Below are 21283 nucleotides of genomic sequence, written 5' to 3'. Positions count from 1 at the left end.
GCCTTCATATAGCGGTGGGCTTTACCTCTCAGCTGCGCCATTGACGTGCCGTTCCTTAACGTGCATAGCCAATGAGTGGACTGGGTCCGGGTCATATAGCGGAACCGGAATAAGTATCCTGCGGAGCACTCTGCGGGATGCAAACGGGGGAGATCTGAAAACGCCTGAAGGTCTGTGGAAGGATCCCTCTTGGTCGCCTCGAGCACCTCTAATAACGAAACCGCTAACACGGCAAGCACCGATGGTGCCACCCGCCGCCTCTCATTCGCAAAGATTCACGAACCGCTTGACGTTCCGAATCTTCTCGCCCTGCAGACGGACAGCTTTGACTGGCTCGTCGGAAACGAACGCTGGCAGGCGCGGGTAGCGAAGGCTGTCGAGGAGGGCGACCTCAGCGTCGCCACCACCTCCGGACTTGCCGACATCTTCGAAGAGATCTCCCCCATCGAGGACTTCCAGGGCACCATGTCCCTGAGCTTCTCCGAGCCGGAGTTCGCTGACCCGAAGTACACCATGGCCGAATGCAAAGACCGTGACGCCACTTACTCGGCACCGCTGTATGTCAAGGCCGAGTTCATGAACAACAACACGGGCGAAATCAAGCAGCAGACCGTGTTCATGGGCGACTTCCCCCTCATGACTGAAAAGGGAACGTTCGTCGTCAACGGCACCGAACGTGTTGTTGTCTCCCAGTTGGTCCGTTCGCCGGGCGCCTACTTCGAGCGCACTGCTGACAAGACCAGTGACAAGGACATCTTCACTGCGAAGATCATCCCGTCCCGTGGTGCATGGTTCGAACTCGAAATCGACAAGCGCGACCAGGTCGGCGTTCGCCTCGACCGCAAGCGCAAGCAGTCGGTCACGGTTCTCCTGAAGGCCCTCGGCTGGACCGAAGGCCAGATCCTGGAAGAGTTCGGCCAGTACGACTCCATGCGTGCAACGCTGGAGAAGGACGCCACCGAGACCCGCGAAGACGCGCTTCTGGACATCTACCGCAAGCTGCGTCCGGGCGAGCCGCCCACAGTCGAGGCTGCCCAGTCGCTGCTGGACAACCTGTACTTCAACGCCAAGCGCTACGATCTTGCCAAGGTTGGCCGTTACAAGATCAACCGCAAGCTCGGCATTGACCGCTCCCTTGGTGACAAGGAAGCGTCGGTCCTGCACGTTGAAGACATCGTCGCCATGATCAAGTACCTCGTTGCGCTTCACGCCGGCGAGAAGTCCCTCATGGGCAAGCGCGATGGCGAAGACCACGAGCTCCGTGTTGACGTCGACGACATCGACCACTTCGGCAACCGTCGCATCCGCGCCGTGGGCGAACTGATCGAGAACCAGGTCCGCACCGGTCTTTCCCGCATGGAACGCGTCGTCCGCGAACGCATGACCACGCAGGACGTAGAGGCCATCACGCCGCAGACGCTGATCAACATCCGTCCCGTTGTTGCAGCCATCAAGGAGTTCTTCGGAACCTCCCAGCTGTCGCAGTTCATGGACCAGAACAACCCGCTCTCGGGTTTGACCCACAAGCGCCGCCTGTCGGCACTTGGCCCGGGTGGTCTGTCCCGCGACCGTGCAGGCATGGAAGTTCGAGACGTTCACCCGTCCCACTACGGACGTATGTGCCCCATCGAAACTCCTGAAGGCCCGAACATTGGTCTGATCGGTTCGCTGGCCTCCTACGGCCGCATCAACCCGTTCGGCTTCATCGAGACGCCGTACCGCCTGGTTTCCGAAGGCGTCGTTTCCGACGAGGTCCAGTACCTGACCGCCGACGACGAAGCTGAGGTCCTGATCGCACAGGCCAACGCTCCGCTGGATGCTGACAAGAAGTTCTCCGAAGAGACCGTCCTTGTCCGTGCCCGCGGTGGTGGAGGCGAGCCCGTTCTGGTTCCGGCCGGCGAAGTCCAGTTCATGGACGTTTCCCCGCGCCAGATGGTGTCCGTGGCAACCGCCCTGATCCCGTTCCTCGAGCATGACGATGCAAACCGCGCACTCATGGGTGCCAACATGCAGCGCCAGGCCGTGCCGCTGGTCCGTTCCGAGGCTCCTTTCGTGGGCACCGGCATGGAGCGCGCAGCAGCCGTCGACGCCGGTGACGTTGTCATCGCGAAGAAGGCAGGTGTGGTCACCGAGGTTTCCGCCGAGCTGGTTGTCATGATCAACGACGACGGCACCGAGACCAACTACCGCATCAACAAGTTCGCCCGTTCCAACCAGGGCAACTGCTACAACCACCGCGTACTGGTCAACGAAGGCCAGCGCCTGGAAGTTGGCGGCATCATCGCTGACGGTCCCGCAACGGACCAGGGTGAACTGGCCCTCGGTAAGAACCTCCTCGTGGCATTCATGTCATGGGAAGGCCACAACTTCGAGGACGCCATCATCCTGTCGCAGCGCATTGTTGCTGAGGACGTTCTTTCCTCCATCCACATCGAGGAGCACGAAATTGATGCCCGCGACACCAAGCTTGGTGCCGAGGAAATCACCCGTGACATCCCCAACGTGTCCGAGGAAGTCCTTGCAGGCCTGGACGAGCGCGGCATCATCCACATCGGTGCCGAGGTTGAAGCCGGCGACATCCTGGTCGGAAAGGTCACCCCTAAGGGTGAAACCGAACTGACCCCGGAAGAGCGGCTCCTGCGCGCCATCTTCGGTGAGAAGTCCCGCGAAGTCCGCGACACCTCGCTGAAGGTGCCCCACGGCGAGTCCGGTACGGTCATCGGCGTGCGCGTCTTCGACCGCGACAACGACGACGAACTGCCCCCGGGCGTGAACCAGCTGGTCCGCGTCTACGTTGCAGCCAAGCGTAAGATCACCGACGGCGACAAGCTCGCCGGCCGTCACGGCAACAAGGGTGTTATCTCCAAGATCCTCCCGATCGAGGACATGCCCTTCCTTGCAGACGGTACCCCGGTGGACATCGTCCTGAACCCGCTTGGTGTTCCGGGTCGAATGAACGTTGGACAGGTCCTGGAAACCCACCTCGGTTGGGTTGCCAAGACCGGTTGGAAGATCGAAGGCGAGCCTGAGTGGGTCAAGAACCTGCCCAACCTGCCCCGTGAAACCGGCCAGACCACCGTTGCCACTCCGGTGTTCGACGGCGCCCGTGAAGAAGAAATCACTGGCCTGCTTGACTCCACCAACGTGACCCGCGACGGCGACCGCCTGATCGATTCCTCCGGCAAGACCCGTCTGTTCGACGGCCGCTCCGGCGAGCCGTTCCCGGACCCGATCTCCGTCGGTTACATGTACATCCTGAAGCTCCACCACTTGGTGGACGACAAGATCCACGCGCGCTCCACCGGCCCGTACTCCATGATCACCCAGCAGCCGCTGGGTGGTAAGGCCCAGTTCGGTGGCCAGCGCTTCGGTGAAATGGAAGTGTGGGCGCTCGAAGCTTACGGTGCCGCCTACACGCTTCAGGAACTCCTCACGATCAAGTCTGATGACATCCATGGTCGTGTGAAGGTCTACGAAGCCATCGTCAAGGGCGAGAACATCCCTGAGCCTGGCGTTCCCGAGTCCTTCAAGGTCTTGATCAAGGAAATGCAGTCGTTGTGCCTGAACGTGGAAGTTCTTTCCACCGACGGAACCACGATCGAAATGCGTGACTCTGATGACGCAGTCTTCACGGCTGCGGAAGAACTGGGCATCGATCTGTCTCGTGCAGAGCCCAGTTCCGTAGAAGAGGTCTAGCAGCTGTTCCGGCGGGCAGCCTCAACCACTGTCCGTCGGAACAACTCCCTCTTCCCGTAACCAAGACTTCAGAATTTAGAGAACAAGAGAGAACAGGGACCATATGTCCAGCGAATCCTCCTTCGGCCTCATGCAGATCGGCCTCGCCACCGCGGAAGACATCCGCGGATGGTCTTACGGTGAGGTCAAGAAGCCGGAAACCATCAACTACCGCACGCTCAAGCCCGAGAAGGACGGCCTCTTCTGCGAGAAGATCTTCGGCCCGTCCCGCGACTGGGAATGCTACTGCGGCAAGTACAAGCGCGTCCGCTTCAAGGGCATCATTTGCGAGCGTTGTGGCGTTGAAGTCACCCGCGCCAAGGTGCGCCGTGAGCGCATGGGCCACATTGAACTGGCTGCGCCTGTAACCCACATCTGGTACTTCAAGGGCGTTCCCTCGCGCTTGGGCTACCTTTTGGACCTGGCACCGAAGGACCTTGAAAAGGTCATCTACTTTGCTGCCTACATGATCACCAGCGTTGACACCGAATCCCGTCACGCCGAACTGCCGAACCTCCAGGTCGAGCACGACCTCGAGAAGAAGCAGATGGTGGACAACCGCGACAGCGACATCGCCACAATCGCCCGCGATCTTGAAGACGAGCTTGCCCGTCTCGAAGGCGAAGGCGCCAAGGCTGCCGACAAGAAGAAGGCCCGCGACTCTGCTGACCGCCAGATGGCGAACGTCCGCAAGCGTGCCGACGCCGACATCGAGCGCCTCGAGCAGGTCTGGGACCGCTTCAAGAACCTCAAGGTCGCTGACCTTGAAGGTGATGAAGGCCTCTACCGCGAACTGCGCGACCGCTACGGTCTGTACTTCGAAGGCTCCATGGGTGCCGAAGCCATCAAGAAGCGTCTTGAGACCTTCGACATGCAGGCTGAGGCTGAGTCGTTGCGCGACACCATCCAGAACGGCAAGGGCCAGCGTAAGACGCGTGCCCTGAAGCGCCTGAAGGTTGTCAACGCGTTCCTGACCACCAACAACAGCCCGCTCGGCATGGTTCTTGACGCCGTTCCGGTGATCCCGCCGGAACTGCGCCCGATGGTCCAGCTTGACGGTGGCCGCTTCGCGACCTCCGACCTCAACGACCTCTACCGCCGTGTGATCAACCGCAACAACCGACTCAAGCGTCTGCTTGACCTCGGTGCTCCGGAGATCATCGTCAACAACGAGAAGCGCATGCTTCAGGAAGCTGTTGACAGCCTCTTCGACAACGGTCGTCGTGGCCGTCCCGTCACCGGTCCTGGCAACCGTCCCCTGAAGTCCCTGAGCGACATGCTCAAGGGCAAGCAGGGTCGTTTCCGCCAGAACCTCCTCGGCAAGCGCGTTGACTACTCCGGCCGTTCGGTCATCGTGGTTGGCCCGCAGCTGAAGCTGCACCAGTGTGGTCTGCCCAAGCAGATGGCCCTGGAGCTCTTCAAGCCGTTCGTGATGAAGCGCCTGGTTGACCTCAACCACGCACAGAACATCAAGTCGGCAAAGCGCATGGTCGAGCGTTACCGTCCGCAGGTCTGGGACGTTCTGGAAGAGATCATCACCGAACACCCGGTGCTGCTCAACCGTGCACCTACCCTGCACCGCCTCGGCATCCAGGCCTTCGAACCGCAGCTTGTGGAAGGCAAGGCAATCCAGCTTCACCCGCTGGTTTGTGGCGCCTTCAACGCTGACTTCGACGGCGACCAGATGGCAGTCCACCTGCCGCTGAGCCCGGAGGCCCAGGCCGAAGCACGCATCCTGATGCTGTCCTCGAACAACATCCTGAAGCCGTCCGATGGCCGTCCGGTGACCCTGCCTTCGCAGGATATGATCATCGGCCTGTACCACCTGACCACCAAGCGCGTCGGTTCTGCCGGCGAAGGCCGTATCTTCTCCTCGGTTTCGGAAGCCATCATGGCTTACGACGCCCGCGATCTGCACCTGAACTCCCAGGTCAAGATCCGTTTGGATGACTTCGTGCCTTACGCAGGATGGGAAGCTCCGGAAGGTTGGGAGCCCGGTCAGCCGGCTCTCGTTGAGACCTCCCTGGGACAGGTCATCTTCAACCAGACACTGCCTGAGGATTACCCCTGGGTAGAGGCTGTTGCCGACAAGGGCGAACTGTCCCGGATCGTCAACGACCTCGCCGAGCGCTACCCGAAGGTTGTTACGGCGGCAACGCTGGACAACCTCAAGGACGCAGGCTTCTACTGGGCCACCCGTTCGGGTGTCACGGTTGCCATCTCCGACATCGAGGTGCCTACTTCCAAGCCTGCCATCCTGGCCGGTTACGAAGCCATGGCTGCCAAGATCCAGGGCCAGTACGACAAGGGCCTGATCGACGACGACGAGCGTCGCCAGGAACTGATCGAAATCTGGAACAAGGCAACCAACGAGATCGCCCAGGCGATGCGTGACAGCCTGTCCCCGATGAACACCATCAACCGCATGGTCTCCTCCGGTGCACGTGGTAACTGGATGCAGGTCCGCCAGATCGCGGGTATCCGTGGTCTTGTGGCCAACCCGAAGGGCGAGATCATTCCGCGCCCGATCAAGTCCTCCTACCGCGAGGGCCTGTCGGTGCTGGAATACTTCATCGCCACGCACGGTGCCCGTAAGGGTCTGGCCGATACCGCTCTCCGTACCGCCAACTCGGGTTACCTGACCCGTCGTCTGGTGGACGTTTCGCAGGACGTCATCGTCCGCGAAGAGGACTGCGGTACCGAGCGCGGTCTGCTCACGCCGATCGCCGTGCCGGATTCCAACGGTGAGCTCGTCCTGGACGAGAACGTCGAGAACAGCGCCTACGCACGTACGCTGGCTGTCGACGTCGTCGATGCCCAGGGCAACGTCCTGGCTGCCGGCGGCACCGACTGCGGCGACGTCGTTATCGACCAGCTGCTGGCTGCAGGCATCACCGAGGTCAAGGTCCGCTCCGTACTCACCTGTGAGTCCAAGGTCGGCACCTGCGCGCTCTGCTACGGCCGTTCGCTGGCCACCGGCAAGACCGTGGACATCGGCGAGGCCGTGGGCATTATTGCCGCACAGTCCATCGGTGAGCCCGGTACGCAGCTGACCATGCGTACGTTCCACACCGGTGGTGCTGTTTCCGCCGGTGGTGGCGACGACATCACCCAGGGTCTGCCCCGTATCCAGGAGCTCTTCGAAGCCCGTACTCCGAAGGGTGTCGCACCGATTGCTGAAGCAGCCGGCCGCATCACCATCGAAGAGTCCGAGCGCCAGATGCGCCTGGTCATCACTCCGGACGATGGTTCCGAAGAGATTGCCTACCCGGTACTGCGCCGTTCACGTCTCCTCATCGAAGATGGCGATCACGTCAGCGTCGGCCAGAAGCTGATCAACGGTCCGGTGGACCCGAAGCAGGTTCTGCGCATCATGGGTCCGCGTGCTGCACAGAAGTTCCTTGTGGACGAAGTCCAGGGCGTTTACCGCAGCCAGGGTATTGGTATCCACGACAAGCACGTCGAGGTTATCGTCCGCCAGATGCTGCGCCGCGTGACCGTCATCGAATCCGGCGACTCCGACCTGCTCCCCGGTGAGCTTGCAGAGCGCGCCCGCTTCGAGGACGAGAACCGCCGCGTCGTGTCCGAGGGCAAGTCCCCGGCTTCTGGTCGTCCGGAACTCATGGGTATCACCAAGGCTTCCTTGGCTACCGAGTCCTGGCTGTCGGCAGCTTCCTTCCAGGAGACCACCCGCGTCCTGACGCAGGCGGCCATGGAAGGCAAGAGCGATCCCCTGCTCGGCCTGAAGGAAAACGTCATCATCGGTAAGCTCATCCCGGCTGGTACGGGCCTGCCCCGCTACACAGAGGTCACTGTGGAGCCGACGGAAGAAGCAAAGGCAAGCCTGTTCACGGGCCCCAGCGCTTTCACCGACTTCTCCTATGACGCCCTGGGTGGCGACGGTGCTCCCGAGTTCCACGCCATCCCGCTGGATGACTACGATCTCGGCAACGACTTCCGCTAAACCGGTAAGTTGACGCTGTAAAGGCCGGACCCCGCACTCTTGAGTGCGGGGTCCGGCCCGTTAACGCGTGCGCCTTTCGCGCGTTGACCCGGGGGAGTGGAAGACGACGGCGGCAGCCCGCTTCCGCCGTCGGCCTCCATACACCCGATTAAGGCCTCAGATCAAGCCGTGCTAGACTTTTGGTAATTGTTCTGTGTGGCAGTGGATGAAGGCCGCCGCAGCATCATTTTGGTTTTGTTCTCATGGTGCTGGGTGGAGCCTGTTTCCGGGTTGCGGGCAACATGCGCAACGAATGCCGCACTTTTGCACGCCTACCGGAGTTTCGGCCGGCTGCACGAGCAACGCCAAAGTTCCCACGTTTACCCAGGCTGGCGCCTGTGTGTGGGGGCAGAGATCAAACAACGGAGAACACGAAAGTGCCTACGATTAACCAGCTGGTCCGCAAGGGCCGCACGCCGAAGGTCTCCAAGACCAAGGCTCCCGCGCTGAAGGGCAGCCCGATGCGCCGCGGTGTTTGCACCCGCGTTTACACCACCACCCCCAAGAAGCCGAACTCGGCTCTCCGTAAGGTGGCACGTGTGCGTCTCAACGGTGGCGTGGAAGTAACCGCTTACATCCCCGGTGTTGGCCACAACCTCCAGGAGCACTCCATCGTGCTCGTCCGTGGTGGTCGTGTGAAGGACCTTCCGGGTGTCCGCTACAAGATCGTCCGCGGCGCACTCGACACCCAGGGTGTCAAGAACCGCAAGCAGGCCCGCAGCCGTTACGGCGCAAAGATGGAGAAGAAGTAATATGCCTCGCAAGGGTCCGGCCCCGAAGCGGCCGCTAGTTTCCGATCCCGTTTACGGCTCCCCGTTGGTCACTCAGCTGATCAACAAGGTTCTTGTCGACGGCAAGAAGTCCACCGCAGAGCGCATCGTTTACGGCGCACTCGAAGGTGCACGTGCCAAGTCCGGCGGCGACCCCGTTGCCGCTCTCAAGAAGGCCATGGACAACGTCAAGCCTTCCCTCGAGGTGCGTTCACGCCGTGTTGGTGGCGCTACCTACCAGGTTCCGGTTGAGGTCAAGCCGGGTCGCTCCACCGCTCTCGCTCTGCGTTGGCTCGTGGGCTACTCCAAGGCCCGCCGCGAGAAGACCATGACCGAGCGTCTCCAGAACGAAATCCTGGATGCCTCCAATGGTCTTGGTGCCGCTGTGAAGCGTCGCGAAGACACCCACAAGATGGCCGAGTCCAACAAGGCCTTCGCACACTACCGCTGGTAAAAACTTTCCGGACGCCGCCGGCTCACTGAGCCGGCGGCGAACGTGTAGTCCATCCGAAAGGGAGACCCCGTGGCACAGGACGTGCTTACCGACCTTAATAAGGTCCGCAATATCGGCATCATGGCCCACATCGATGCCGGCAAGACCACCACTACCGAGCGCATCCTGTTCTACACGGGTGTGAACCACAAGATCGGCGAGACGCACGACGGCGCTTCGACGACCGACTGGATGGAACAGGAAAAGGAACGCGGCATCACCATCACGTCTGCCGCCGTGACTTGCTTCTGGGACAAGAACCAGATCAACATCATCGACACCCCGGGCCACGTTGACTTCACGGTTGAGGTTGAGCGCTCCCTGCGCGTCCTCGACGGTGCAGTTGCAGTGTTCGACGGCAAGGAAGGCGTGGAGCCGCAGTCCGAGACTGTTTGGCGCCAGGCTGACAAGTACAACGTTCCGCGTATCTGCTTCGTCAACAAGATGGACAAGCTGGGCGCTGACTTCTACTTCACCGTAGACACCATCATCTCCCGCCTTGGTGCCAAGCCGCTGGTCATGCAGCTGCCCATCGGCGCCGAGAACGACTTCATCGGTGTTGTTGACCTGCTCGAAATGCGCGCCCTGGTTTGGCCTGGCGACGCTAAGGGTGACGTCACCATGGGCGCTTCCTACGAAGTGCAGGAAATCCCGGCGGACCTCCAGGCCAAGGCCGAAGAGTACCGTGCACAGCTCGTTGAGACTGTGGCCGAGGCTTCCGAAGAGCTCATGGAGAAGTACCTCGAAGGTGAAGAACTCACCCTTGAGGAACTGAAGGCCGGCATCCGCAAGATGACCATCAACTCCGAGCTCTACCCGGTGTTCTGTGGTTCTGCCTTCAAGAACCGCGGTGTCCAGCCGATGCTTGACGCCGTTGTTGACTTCCTGCCGAACCCGCTCGACGTCCCGCCGATGATCGGTCACGATCCCCGCGACGAAGAGAAGGAACTGACGCGTAAGCCTTCTGCTGACGAGCCGTTCTCGGCCCTCGCCTTCAAGATCGCTGCGCACCCGTTCTTCGGTCAGCTGACCTTCGTCCGCGTGTACTCCGGTCACGTTGAGGCCGGCGCCCAGGTGGTTAACTCCACCAAGGGCAAGAAGGAACGTATCGGCAAGCTGTTCCAGATGCACGCCAACAAGGAAATGCCCGTTGAGGGCGCTACCGCCGGCCACATCTACGCAGCGATCGGTCTGAAGGACACCACCACGGGTGACACCCTGTGTGATGCCAACAACCAGATCGTCCTCGAGTCCATGAGCTTCCCGGAGCCCGTGATCTCGGTTGCCATCGAGCCCAACACCAAGGGTGACCAGGAGAAGCTCTCCACGGCCATCCAGAAGCTCTCCGCTGAGGACCCGACCTTCCAGGTCTCCCTCAACGAAGACACGGGCCAGACCATCATCGCCGGCATGGGCGAGCTTCACCTGGACATCCTGGTGGACCGCATGCGCCGCGAATTCAAGGTCGAGGCAAACGTCGGCAAGCCGCAGGTTGCTTACCGCGAAACCATCAAGCGCGCAGTCGAGCGTCATGACTACACGCATAAGAAGCAGACCGGTGGTTCGGGTCAGTTCGCAAAGATCCAGATCGCGATCGAGCCCATGGACACCGCCTCCGGCGAGCTGTACGCATTCGAGAACAAGGTCACTGGTGGCCGCGTTCCGCGTGAATACATCCCGTCCGTTGACGCCGGTATCCAGGATGCACTGAACGACGGCGTCCTGGCCGGTTACCCGGTTGTCGGCATCAAGGCCACGCTGATCGATGGCGCGTCCCACGATGTTGACTCCTCGGAAATGGCGTTCAAGATCGCCGGCCGTATGGCTTTCAAGGAAGCTGCACGCAAGGCGAACCCTGTTCTGCTTGAACCGCTGATGGATGTTGAGGTCCGCACACCTGAGGAATACATGGGTGATGTTATTGGTGACCTGAACGCCCGCCGTGGCCAGATGCAGTCCATGGAAGACGCAGCAGGTGTGAAGGTTATCCGTGCACACGTTCCGCTGTCCGGCATGTTCGGCTACATCGGTGACCTCCGGTCCAAGACCCAGGGTCGCGCTGTGTACTCCATGACGTTCAACAGCTACGCGGAGGTCCCGAAGGCAGTAGCCGACGAGATCATCCAGAAAACCCGCGGCGAGTAATCTCCCGGTAACGGATGCAATTCCGGAATCGGGAAGGCATCTAAGCGCGTGAGGCGGGGCTGCGGCGAGAGCCGCAGCCCGGCCCCTGCGCAAACAGGCTCGAGGAACTACTATTGGTTCCTGAATCTGCAATTTCACCAAAACCAAGCCCCCAAGTAGACTTGCTAAAGTTTCTGCCGCGAAAAGCGCGGCCGAGGAGCACTTCACTTGAAATCGTTCTAGGAGGAACCTGTGGCAAAGGCAAAGTTCGAGCGGACTAAGCCGCACGTCAACATCGGCACCATTGGTCACGTTGACCACGGTAAGACGACGCTGACTGCCGCCATTTCCAAGGTGCTGTACGACCAGTACCCGGATCTCAACGAGCAGCGCGACTTCGCGTCGATTGACTCTGCTCCGGAAGAGCGCCAGCGCGGTATTACCATCAACATCTCCCACGTGGAGTACCAGACCGAGAAGCGCCACTACGCACACGTAGACGCCCCGGGTCACGCTGACTACATCAAGAACATGATCACCGGTGCTGCCCAGATGGACGGCGCAATCCTCGTGGTTGCTGCAACCGATGGTCCGATGGCTCAGACCCGTGAGCACGTTCTGCTCGCCCGCCAGGTTGGTGTTCCCTACCTGCTGGTCGCACTGAACAAGTCCGACATGGTTGATGACGAAGAACTCCTCGACCTCGTCGAAATGGAAGTTCGTGAGCTCCTGAGCTCGCAGGGCTTCGATGGCGATGAGGCTCCGGTTGTTCGCGTTTCCGGCCTCAAGGCTCTGGAAGGCGACCCGGTTTGGGTCAAGTCCGTCCAGGACCTGATGGCAGCTGTCGACGAGTCCGTTCCGGACCCCGTACGTGACCGCGACAAGCCGTTCCTGATGCCGATCGAAGACGTCTTCACGATCACCGGTCGTGGCACCGTTGTTACGGGCCGCGCCGAGCGTGGAACCCTCGCCATCAACTCCGAGGTTGAGATCGTCGGCATCCGCCCGATCCAGAAGACCACGGTTACCGGTATCGAGATGTTCCACAAGCAGCTCGACGAAGCATGGGCCGGCGAGAACTGTGGCCTCCTGCTCCGCGGTCTGAAGCGCGACGATGTCGAGCGTGGCCAGGTTGTCGTCAAGCCGGGTTCCATCACCCCGCACACCGACTTCGAGGCTAACGTCTACATCCTTTCCAAGGACGAAGGCGGACGTCACAACCCGTTCTACTCCAACTACCGCCCGCAGTTCTACTTCCGTACCACGGACGTAACCGGCGTTATCACCCTGCCGGAAGGCACGGAAATGGTTATGCCTGGCGACAACACTGAGATGACCGTTGCGCTCATCCAGCCGATCGCTATGGAAGAGGGCCTCGGCTTCGCTATCCGCGAAGGCGGCCGCACCGTTGGTTCAGGACGTGTCACCAGCATCATCAAGTAGTCACTACTTGTAGATCTGTGACCTTCCGGCCCAGCCGGTAGTCATTCAGGAAGAACCCCACCGTTTCGGCGGTGGGGTTCTTTTTGGTACTGTTACTCTATCGATTGGATAAACGCGGGGGAGTGTGTCGACTGCCCGTGACGTCAAGGAGTGGCCCATGGAAGTCCTGCTAGTACTGATACTCCTTGCTGTCTCGTGGGCGGTGGGTAATGCCATAGGGCGGGGTCGAGGGCGGAAAGAAGCCACCGCCGCCGTAGCCATGGTTCAACAACAACGTGCCTATCAGGCGGGCTACTTGGCCGGCCATATGGCGGGTTGGCGCGATGCCGAAGCCAAGATGCAGGGAGCCGTTCCGGGGTCTCAAGCGCCTGCTCCTCCGGGGCCAACAGTTTCGCCGGCAGGCGGCCCCACCGCGCCTCCTTCGCCACCATTGCATCCTCCAACACACGTGGGTGCACCCTTCGACGCGCCTGCCCCCAGGCCGACGTCCAATCAGTCACCCCTCCTGCCTCCCGCGTTTCCGGCGGCACACGTGGGTGCGCCCTTTGCAGCCCCGGTCCCCAGTCCGGCGTCGGGTTCCCAACCTCCCTCGGTGCCGCAGCGTCCCGCGACGGTACAGCCGCAACCGGCAGTGCGCCAGCAGGTTCCCATTGCGCGGGAAACTCCGGAGGCGGCAGCCGCGCGCAAAGCCAAGCGTGACCAGCAGAACATCAACATCACGCTCTACGTCGCCAGTCTTCTGCTGGTGGCAGCCGGTGCCTTGTTCGTCGGGACAAGCCTGCCGGAACTGTTCCGTTTCGCAGGCATCTGTTTCATTACCACCCTGTTCTACGTCGCCGGGTTGATCATCCACGCCAAACTGCCGCGCCTGCGTCCTGCCGCAATTGCGTTCGTTGGAACGGGCTTGGCCCTGATCCCCGTAACAGGGCTCGCCATGTACAACTTCGTACTGCCCAACGGTCCGGCAGCATGGCTGGTGACCTCAATTTTGGGGACCGCCGTATATGCCTACACAGCAGTACGGCTGGACAACAAGGTCCTGGCCTTCCTTTCCCTCAGTTTCGTTGTCTCGACAGCCTGGTCCGGAGTGTCCGTGCTCGGCGGCGCTTTGGTCTGGTATTTCACGGCGTTGATTGGAATCGCCATTGTGCTCACGTTGGGAGCGTTGGTTCGACCCAGGTGGTTGCCGCCGCTCTATGTCCGTCCGCTGATGGTGCTCCATCCCTATGTGGTTCCCTTGGTGGCGCTGGCTGTGACGGTCACCCCACAACTCCTTGCCCGGGGCGAATACCCGCTGGTCATGTTGATGTGTGGCACCTACTTTGCCGTGATGGCCTTCATTCCGAAGGCCCGGTACAGGCTGCAGCACGTCTACGCGGCGCGCATGGCCCTGACGCTGGCGTTGTTGGGACTGGTGTGGGACACCACTTCGGATGTGAGTACGGTGCTGTTTGCGGCAGTCATTTGCTGCGGCGTTCAATCCTTGGGAGTTGCTTTTGGGGGAGGGGCCCTGAAGCTGCGGCACTGGTGGAACGACGCCGTGTCCTGCTTGGGCCTGCAGTTGGCCACCGCTGCCGTCCTCACAGTGGTGTTGGGCCTCGGGACCTATGAACTGCCAACGTATCTTCCGCTCGCTGCCACGATGGTGACGGCAATGCTGGTGGGCTGGAAGCTGGGCGCCGGAACCGAGTTTGCGCCCGCAGTTGTCCTCACGGTGGCCCTGCCGTTCATGGGCCTGCTGGGCGCGTGGCCGGTGTCGGCATTGCTGGCATCCGCCGCCCTGTATTGGTCTGTGCGGGCGGCCGTGCATCCGGTCTCCTTCAGGCCTGTGCTGGTCCTAGCAGCACGAACAGCGGCAACGGCGGCGGTGCCCATCGCAGTTGCCGGTATCTTCCCGGACAGTCCGGACAGGATTGCCGTTTCCTTGGTTGCCCTCGTTGCAGCAGCAGCTGCGCAGCAACTGGCCAGTGCGTGCCTGAAGCGTGCGGGGGTGGAACTGCTTGCTCCGCAGGCTACACTTTCCGGGTTCTGGGGGCTCGCTGCAGCAGGCTTGCTGGTTCTGCCATTGGTGGACCGTACTGCCGGTCATCCCTTCATTGTCACGGCCGTGCTCCTGGTGTTGTTTGCCGGTGTGGCCTCTGGTGCATTGTTGTTTCCGCCGTCACGGCAGGACAGCGCTGCGGCGGGGAGTTGGCGCCCTACCCTCGGCGAAGTCGTCGCCCCGGCGTCGGTCATGGTTGCTGGAGGGGTTGCGTGGGCCGCCGTCTCAATGGCGTTGGCAAACGTGGTGCTCCTGGCAGCGGTGGCGTACTTTGCCGCCACCGCCCTCCGAATTCCCGCTTCCTTCCACCGCCAGTCCTACTGGTGGCTGGCACGGGTGGCAGGTACCGTCCTGGCCGGTTCGGCCTACCTGGAGGCGCTGCGGCGTGGTTGGAGCGTTGGCGTCGCCGGCGAACTTCCCACTGTGGCGTTGGTGGTAGCAGGAGTGGCGGCTCTGCAACTGGTCCTGCCGCTGCAGCAAAATATCCGCCGACGCTTCCCGCACGCTTCCATGGTGGATGCCTACGTGGTGGTAGCGGTGATGGCCGGAGCGGCGACCATCCTGACAGTTTCCGCCGGCTCGGGAGAGCAGTTCCTGCGTGGGGGTTGGCAACCCGGGGTGGTGGCAATTTCGACTGCTCTCGCGGCAGTTCTCTGCGGCGTAGTCCTGAGACGGCACCCGGCGGCCTGGATCTTCGCGCCCGTGACCCTCGGGCTGCTCCTTGCCCTGCGCTTCGGAAGTGTCCGGGATGTGGAGATTCTCCTAGGAGTCTTCGCAGCCTACAGCGGCTTCATGGTGGCAGTGGAAAAGGGCCGCTACGTTCGTGGCGCCTACATGCTGGGCCTGCGTGTTTTGTCCTTGGCTTTCATCGGAGTCCTGGTGGGCGATCTCTCAGAGTCGACCACCACGGTTTCCATGACCATGGCCGTGGTCCTTGTGCTGCAGCACGCAATCACGTGGATCCAACGCAGCCGAGGCCTGGACATTGCCTTCCAGCAGTCGGCGGTCTGGGCTGCTTTGGCGGCCCAGCTCCTGTTGCCCGCGGTGTACCTGCTCGCGGGATCCTACGACGGCGGTGGCCGTTGGGTGGTTATCGTCCAGTTGGCGCTCTCCGCAGCCTCCGCCGCGATCGTTTGGCGTCTCCTGGGCGTCCGGGGATCCCAATACTTCAGTGCCGCAGCCATGGCAGGGGGCGTGATTGCTGCCGGACCGTCCCTGGCGTTCCCGGCGGGCACATGGTTGTTCCAACCACTTCTGGACAGGGCACAAGTGCCGGTGGTGCTTTTGGGGCTTGCCGTCGTGATTGTGGTTGCCCGGGTTGTGTATGCCGTCATCCGCGCCGGACAAACCCCAGCCCACGTTGCCGAGCGCTGGTTCTGGTTCATTGCATCGCTTGCCTTCGTCATGACCGGGGGCCTGTTGGCCCTTGACGTCTCAAACGCCCTGACCGGGCTGGCGGTGCTGGTCCTCGCAGCAGTGCTGTTCGCTGCCTCGCATGTTGAGCAGTTGCCGGCGATGTACCTCGGTGCCGCCCCGTCCGTGCTGGTGGGCGCCGTTCCCGCCGTCGACGGTTTGCTCCCGGGTGCTGCACTTGGAGTGTGGAGCGATTACGCACCTTGGCTCGTAGGTGGTGTTGGTACGGCCGTGCTTCTTTACGCGATGAAGTGGCTGGGCGGGGCTGCGGTTCTCCTGCAGCCGTTGCGGCGAAATGCCCTCGCGGCAACAGCGGCCGTAGCCCTGGCTTCATCGGCCACTGCTGGGATGATTCGTGATCAGACGTCCTGGGTGGGATTTGTCCTGGTGGTCGCTACCGGTGTGTTGATTGTTGTTGAGACGCCCTTCAATAAATGGTTGACGGGTGAAGTAGCGGCGCTGGTCTCCCTGGCAGCCCTTCAGCGGGCTGTGCTCTTCGTTGGCGACGCCGCACCGGACTGGTTCTGGGCAGTGCAGTGGTACGTCCTGGCCGCGGCTGTTTTAGCAGGGATGCGCTACATCAAGGGGCAGCGCAGCGAAGGCCTGCTCCGGCTCTGCATTGCCGCGGGTCTGCTGTCGACGACGTCTTTGGGAACCATCTTCGGCGGGACCGCCCCCCAGCAACTGTATGTCCTGGTAGGGCACGCGGTGCTTCTTGTTGCCGGGTTGCTGCTGGCCGAGAGGGCCATGGTGTGGTGGGGTGCTGCAGGCGTAGCGCTCAGCGTTATGTGGGCGCTGCGTTCGTACGCGTTCGCCATGCTTGCGTTGGTCGCCCTGGCACTGATTGTCCTGGCCGTTTGGCGCCTGAACAGGAAGCCTCAGGCACCTGCAGGAGGTGCGGCCCCGGGTAGTGGGCCGGGTGGTGCTCCGGGTGGGGTGGCTCCGCAGGGTGGTTGGTCGGGCGGTGTGCCTTCCCAGGGCGGATGGTCGGGTGGCGTGCCGCCGCAGGGTGGTGTGCCTAGTGGTGGGCCAGGTGGTGTGCCGCCGCAGGGTGGTGTGCCTAGTGGTGGGCCAGGTGGTGTGCCGCCGCAGGGTGGTTGGTCGGGCGGTGTGCCTGGTGGTGTGCCGCCGCAGGGCGGTTGGTCGGGTGGCGTGCCTGGTGGTGTGCCGCAGCAGGGCGGTTGGTCGGGTGGCGTGCCTGGTGGTGTGCCGCAGCAGGGCGGACGGCCGGATGGTGCCAGCCCGGACAGTGCATCGGCGCAGGACGGTCCACCGAACAATGCCATGCCTGGCCCCACCCCGTGGGGACAGGAGAAGGACGGAATCCGATAATCTGGCAGTCTACGAAGAGGAGCGCAGTATGGAATTCCTGATTTTCCTGGCAGTCATTGCCGCAGTCGGTGGTGGTGTGCTGTGGGGCCGCAAGAACTTTCGGAGCGAAATTGAGCGCGCCAAGCGGATCCGGCGTGCCAACAAGAACAATTAGCCCGTCGTTTTAACCTGGTTGGGTGGTGAGGGCTCACGGTTCACGGCTACGTGCCCTCTCCAGCGCGCGCAGCCAGTAATAGGATTCTTTGGGTGTCCGTTCCAAGGTGTGGAAGTCGACGTGGACCAGCCCGAAGCGCTGTGAATAGCCTGCGGCCCACTCAAAGTTGTCCAGAAGTGTCCAGACGTAATAGCCGCGCAGATCCACATCCTCGGCAATCCCGCCCGGGCCGGTTGCGGTCAGGGCGTGGCCAAGGTGCTCGGCGAGGTAGGAGATGCGGTTGGTGTCCTGGACCGGGCCGTCAACGTGGGGCGGTTCCGGAAAACTGGCACCGCCTTCGGTGATGTAGAGCGGGGGAAGGGCCTCTCCGTACCTGTCCTTCATCTCCCTTAGCAACAACGCCAGATACTGCGGTGCAACAGGCCAGCCGAATCCGGTGGTGTCGTACTCCTGGTACGCCGCCAGGTGGAACGGGACCTTGGTCATCTCGGGAGAGGTTCCCGTGGGGATCTCCGCCGGGCCCGGACCCGCAGCGACCTTGACGGGGTAGTAGTAGTTGAGTCCGTAGAAATCCAACGGCTGGCTGATCAGCTCGAGATCGCCGTCGTGGACAGTACCAAGGGAGCGGAACCAAGGTTTCATGGGCAGGGGTGGCCTGGGGTACTGGCCAAGGAGTATGGCATCGGCATAGATGCGGTTGAGGATCAGGTCCAGCGCCTGCGCCATCAGCCGGTCGCCGAGGCTGGTGCCGGCGGGCTCCACGGGGCAGTGCATGTTGGATACTCCGATCTGTCCTTTGACGCCCGCATCACGGAGGGCGCGTACCGCCATTCCGTGCCCCAGCAATTGGTGGTGTGCCGCCGGCAGGGAATCGAACAGGAGTTGCCGGCCCGGGGCGTGCACCCCCAGGGAGTACCCCTGCACCGTGACTGACACGGGCTCGTTCATGGTGACCCAATGATCCACGCGGTCTCCGAACCGTTGTGCAGCGGCGGCGCAGTAAACCGCAAAGCGCTCGGCAGTATCACGGTTCATCCACCCGCCGGCGTGCTCCAGTTCCAACGGGGTATCCCAGTGGTACAGGGTAGCCATGGGGGAGATGCCTGCGGCCAGGAGTTTGTCTATCAGCCGGTCGTAGAAATCCAACCCGCGCTGGTTGACTGAACCTTTGCCGCCAGGCTGGATCCTCGGCCAGGACAGCGAGAAACGGTAGGAGTCCACGCCGAGTTCCTGCATCAAGGCGATGTCTTCATCAGCGCGGTTGTAATGGTCGCACGCTACGCTGGGGGAGCCGCCGTCGACTATTGCTCCTGGCTTTTCCGCAAACGCATCCCAACCCGAAGGGCCACGGCCATCGGCCGTCAGTGATCCTTCAATCTGGAAAGCAGCCGAGGCCACTCCCAGCGTGAAACCGGGGCGCAGCCGCGCGGCCAGATCTTCCACCGAGCCTGAATCCTGGACCGTCATGCACCCATCTTCCTCAGGCGCAGACCGCCGGGCAATGGCCCTGCAGGGGGCTCTTCCGCCTCCGATTGGCCTTTACCCCATATTTCCGCCATACTGGATGAGTTGTTCAAGCGCTTCTTCGTGTCCCGATCCGGATAATGCCGGGTGTCAGGGTCCAGGTTGAAGCCCAAACATAACCCTGAACCCCATGGAATGCGGTCGAGTCTGCGTGGAAATCGCGACACGCCCGACCGCGGGGGTCGGTGCGCCGGCAGGTTGAGGAACCCGGAATATCCGGATTCAGCTTGTGCGGCGTGTGGTGGTAAAACCTCAAACGCTTCGGCGGCCACATCAACAGGTAAGTAAACAGAGCAGCCCTAACTAGAGCAGCACTAGCTGAAAGAGAGTCAGGCGACATGGCGGGACAAAAAATCCGCATCCGGCTGAAGTCATATGACCACGAGGTCATTGATGTTTCAGCGCGGAAGATCGTTGAGACGGTCACGCGCGCAGGCGCAACGGTAGTCGGCCCGGTGCCGCTGCCCACGGAGAAGAACGTTTACTGCGTTATTCGCTCTCCTCACAAGTACAAGGACAGCCGTGAGCACTTCGAAATGCGTACTCACAAGCGTCTGATCGACATCATCGACCCCACGCCGAAGGCCGTCGACTCGCTTATGCGTCTCGATCTGCCTGCAGACGTGAACATCGAAATCAAGCTCTAGGGAGGTGCTGAGAGACTATGACCGCAACCCGTAACGTAAAGGGCCTGCTGGGCACGAAGCTCGGCATGACCCAGGTCTGGGACGAGAACAACAAGCTCATCCCGGTAACTGTTGTCCAGGCTGACTCCAACGTCATCACCCAGCTGCGCAACGCAGAGGTGGATGGCTACGTCGCCGTACAGATCGGCTACGGCCAGATCGACCCCCGCAAGGTCACCAAGCCGCTGGCTGGTCACTTTGAAAAGGCCGGCGTCACCCCTCGCCGCCACGTCGTCGAACTGCGTACCGCAGACGCCGCATCCTACGAGCTGGGCCAGGAGCTCTCTGTTGAGATCTTCGAAGCCGGCCAGAAGATCGACGTCGTCGGCACCTCAAAGGGTAAGGGCTTCGCCGGTGTTATGAAGCGTCACGGCTTCCACGGCGTTGGCGCTTCCCACGGTGCCCACAAGAACCACCGTAAGCCTGGCTCCATCGGTGGCGCATCCACCCCGAGCCGCGTCTTCAAGGGCCTGAAAATGGCCGGCCGCATGGGCGCCGAACGTCACACCACGCTGAACCTCACCGTTCACGCTGTTGACGTTGAGAAGTCGCTGCTCCTTATCAAGGGTGCCGTTCCCGGCGCCCGCGGCCAGGTCGTACTCGTACGCACCGCCGTGAAGGGAGCCTAGTTCAATGACTAGCACTGTCAAGGTAGACCTGCCTGCAGAGATCTTCGACGTCCAGACCAACGTGCCGCTGCTGCACCAGGTCGTCGTCGCACAGCTCGCTGCTGCACGCCAGGGTACCCACAAGACGAAGACCCGCGCCGAGGTTTCCGGTGCAGGTCGCAAGCCGTTCAAGCAGAAGGGTACCGGCCGCGCCCGTCAGGGTTCCATCCGTGCTCCTCACATGACCGGCGGTGGCGTTGTCCACGGTCCGACCCCTCGTGACTACAGCCAGCGCACCCCCAAGAAGATGAAGGCTGCTGCACTCCGCGGCGCCCTGTCTGACCGCGCCCGCAACGGCCGCATCCACGTCATCGCTGAACTGGTAGCCGGCACCAAGCCGTCCGCCAAGGAAGCACTGGCTTCGCTGCGCTCCGTTACTGAGCGCAAGAACCTGCTCGTTGTTATCGAGCGCGCCAACGATGTTGCTGCACTGTCCGTGCGCAACCTCCAGGATGTTCACGTTCTGTACGCAGATCAGCTGAACACCTACGACGTGCTTGTCTCCGACGACGTGGTCTTCACCAAGGCTGCTTTCGAGGCGTTCGTCGCTGACAAGGCAAAGAACGAGGAGGCCTCCAAGTGAGCGTGACCACCATCAAGGACCCGCGCGACGTCGTGCTTGCACCCGTCGTTTCGGAAAAGAGCTACGGTCTGATCGACGAAGGCAAGTACACCTTCCTGGTGGACCCTCGCTCGAACAAGACCGAGATCAAATTGGCCGTTGAGAAGATCTTCTCGGTCAAGGTTGACTCGATCAACACCATCAACCGTGCCGGTAAGCGCAAGCGCACCAAATTCGGCTGGGGACAGCGCAAGAGCACCAAGCGTGCAATTGTCACCCTCAAAGAAGGCACAATCGACATCTTCGGCGGTCCGCTCGCGTAGCGGAGACCACTT

14 protein-coding genes are annotated in these 21283 nt (G+C 61.8%); 12 read left to right on the top strand and 2 right to left on the bottom strand.

Features of this window, described 5'->3' with window-relative positions:
- Nucleotides 1-189 precede the first annotated feature (189 nt).
- The 6 genes from rpoB (at nt 190) to tuf (ending at nt 12568) form a co-directional block, all read left to right on the top strand.
- Nucleotides 190-3696 (top strand): DNA-directed RNA polymerase subunit beta, encoded by a 3507-nt coding sequence (rpoB, locus tag LDN85_RS15555; RefSeq protein ID WP_026539803.1) that lies wholly within the window; start codon nt 190-192, stop codon nt 3694-3696.
- Nucleotides 3697-3799: 103 nt separating this feature from the next.
- Nucleotides 3800-7699: a DNA-directed RNA polymerase subunit beta' gene (locus tag LDN85_RS15550; protein WP_026539804.1), complete on the top strand. Its 3900-nt coding sequence runs from the start codon at nt 3800-3802 to the stop codon at nt 7697-7699.
- A 416-nt stretch (nt 7700-8115) separates the two neighbouring features.
- Nucleotides 8116-8490 (top strand): 30S ribosomal protein S12, encoded by a 375-nt coding sequence (gene rpsL, locus LDN85_RS15545; RefSeq protein WP_009358312.1) that lies wholly within the window; start codon nt 8116-8118, stop codon nt 8488-8490.
- A 1-nt stretch (nt 8491) separates the two neighbouring features.
- Nucleotides 8492-8962 carry a 30S ribosomal protein S7 gene (gene rpsG / locus LDN85_RS15540; protein ID WP_003803829.1) on the top strand — a complete coding sequence of 157 codons (471 nt, stop codon included), beginning with the start codon at nt 8492-8494 and terminating at the stop codon, nt 8960-8962.
- 69 nt (nt 8963-9031) lie between these two features.
- Nucleotides 9032-11146 carry an elongation factor G gene (fusA, locus tag LDN85_RS15535; RefSeq protein WP_026539805.1) on the top strand — a complete coding sequence of 705 codons (2115 nt, stop codon included), beginning with the start codon at nt 9032-9034 and terminating at the stop codon, nt 11144-11146.
- A gap of 231 nt (nt 11147-11377) precedes the next feature.
- Nucleotides 11378-12568, top strand: coding sequence for an elongation factor Tu (gene tuf / locus LDN85_RS15530; RefSeq protein WP_011775598.1), 1191 nt, complete (start codon nt 11378-11380; stop codon nt 12566-12568).
- A 169-nt stretch (nt 12569-12737) separates the two neighbouring features.
- Here the strand turns inward: tuf and LDN85_RS15525 are convergent, their stop codons facing one another.
- Nucleotides 12738-12932 (bottom strand): hypothetical protein, encoded by a 195-nt coding sequence (locus LDN85_RS15525; protein ID WP_223943474.1) that lies wholly within the window; start codon nt 12930-12932, stop codon nt 12738-12740.
- Between the two features lie 228 nt (nt 12933-13160).
- Between LDN85_RS15525 and LDN85_RS15520 the strand changes: the two genes are divergently transcribed.
- Both LDN85_RS15520 and LDN85_RS21940 read left to right on the top strand, forming a co-directional pair.
- On the top strand, nt 13161-17354 hold the full coding sequence (locus LDN85_RS15520) for a hypothetical protein (protein WP_223943473.1): 4194 nt from the start codon (nt 13161-13163) through the stop codon (nt 17352-17354).
- Between the two features lie 28 nt (nt 17355-17382).
- A complete protein-coding gene (locus LDN85_RS21940) occupies nt 17383-17508 on the top strand; it encodes a hypothetical protein (protein WP_256378464.1) in 126 nt (41 codons plus the stop codon).
- A gap of 33 nt (nt 17509-17541) precedes the next feature.
- Here the strand turns inward: LDN85_RS21940 and LDN85_RS15515 are convergent, their stop codons facing one another.
- Nucleotides 17542-18975 carry a GH1 family beta-glucosidase gene (locus LDN85_RS15515; protein ID WP_223943472.1) on the bottom strand — a complete coding sequence of 478 codons (1434 nt, stop codon included), beginning with the start codon at nt 18973-18975 and terminating at the stop codon, nt 17542-17544.
- A gap of 395 nt (nt 18976-19370) precedes the next feature.
- Between LDN85_RS15515 and rpsJ the strand changes: the two genes are divergently transcribed.
- The 4 genes from rpsJ to rplW are packed head-to-tail and all read left to right on the top strand — an operon-like array spanning nt 19371 to nt 21271.
- The gene (gene rpsJ / locus LDN85_RS15510; protein WP_003803825.1) at nt 19371-19679 is read left to right on the top strand and encodes a 30S ribosomal protein S10; all 309 of its coding nucleotides are present in this window, start codon (nt 19371-19373) and stop codon (nt 19677-19679) included.
- 17 nt (nt 19680-19696) lie between these two features.
- A complete protein-coding gene (gene rplC, locus LDN85_RS15505) occupies nt 19697-20347 on the top strand; it encodes a 50S ribosomal protein L3 (protein ID WP_026539807.1) in 651 nt (216 codons plus the stop codon).
- A gap of 4 nt (nt 20348-20351) precedes the next feature.
- Complete coding sequence (gene rplD / locus LDN85_RS15500; protein WP_026539808.1) at nt 20352-20969, top strand: 50S ribosomal protein L4; 618 nt, start codon at nt 20352-20354, stop codon at nt 20967-20969.
- On the top strand, nt 20966-21271 hold the full coding sequence (rplW, locus tag LDN85_RS15495; RefSeq protein WP_011775593.1) for a 50S ribosomal protein L23: 306 nt from the start codon (nt 20966-20968) through the stop codon (nt 21269-21271). Before rplD ends, rplW begins: the two co-directional genes overlap by 4 nt.
- Nucleotides 21272-21283 lie beyond the last annotated feature (12 nt).

This window comes from Arthrobacter sp. StoSoilB20 (assembly GCF_019977295.1).
GTDB lineage: Bacteria > Actinomycetota > Actinomycetes > Actinomycetales > Micrococcaceae > Arthrobacter > Arthrobacter nicotinovorans_A.
The sequence above is the reverse complement of the archived record's forward strand: the minus strand, read 5'-3'. Positions and strand labels throughout refer to the sequence as shown.

Excerpts from the sequence above, each read along its gene's own strand:
- LDN85_RS15550 (WP_026539804.1), top strand. The coding sequence starts at position 3,800 with ATGTCCAGCGAATCCTCCTTCGGCCTCATGCAGATCGGCCTCGCCACC.
- rpsG (WP_003803829.1), top strand. The coding sequence starts at position 8,492 with ATGCCTCGCAAGGGTCCGGCCCCGAAGCGGCCGCTAGTTTCCGATCCC.
- LDN85_RS21940 (WP_256378464.1), top strand. The coding sequence starts at position 17,383 with ATGGAATTCCTGATTTTCCTGGCAGTCATTGCCGCAGTCGGTGGTGGT.
- LDN85_RS15515 (WP_223943472.1), bottom strand. The coding sequence starts at position 18,975 with ATGACGGTCCAGGATTCAGGCTCGGTGGAAGATCTGGCCGCGCGGCTG.
- rpsJ (WP_003803825.1), top strand. The coding sequence starts at position 19,371 with ATGGCGGGACAAAAAATCCGCATCCGGCTGAAGTCATATGACCACGAG.
- rplC (WP_026539807.1), top strand. The coding sequence starts at position 19,697 with ATGACCGCAACCCGTAACGTAAAGGGCCTGCTGGGCACGAAGCTCGGC.
- rplD (WP_026539808.1), top strand. The coding sequence starts at position 20,352 with ATGACTAGCACTGTCAAGGTAGACCTGCCTGCAGAGATCTTCGACGTC.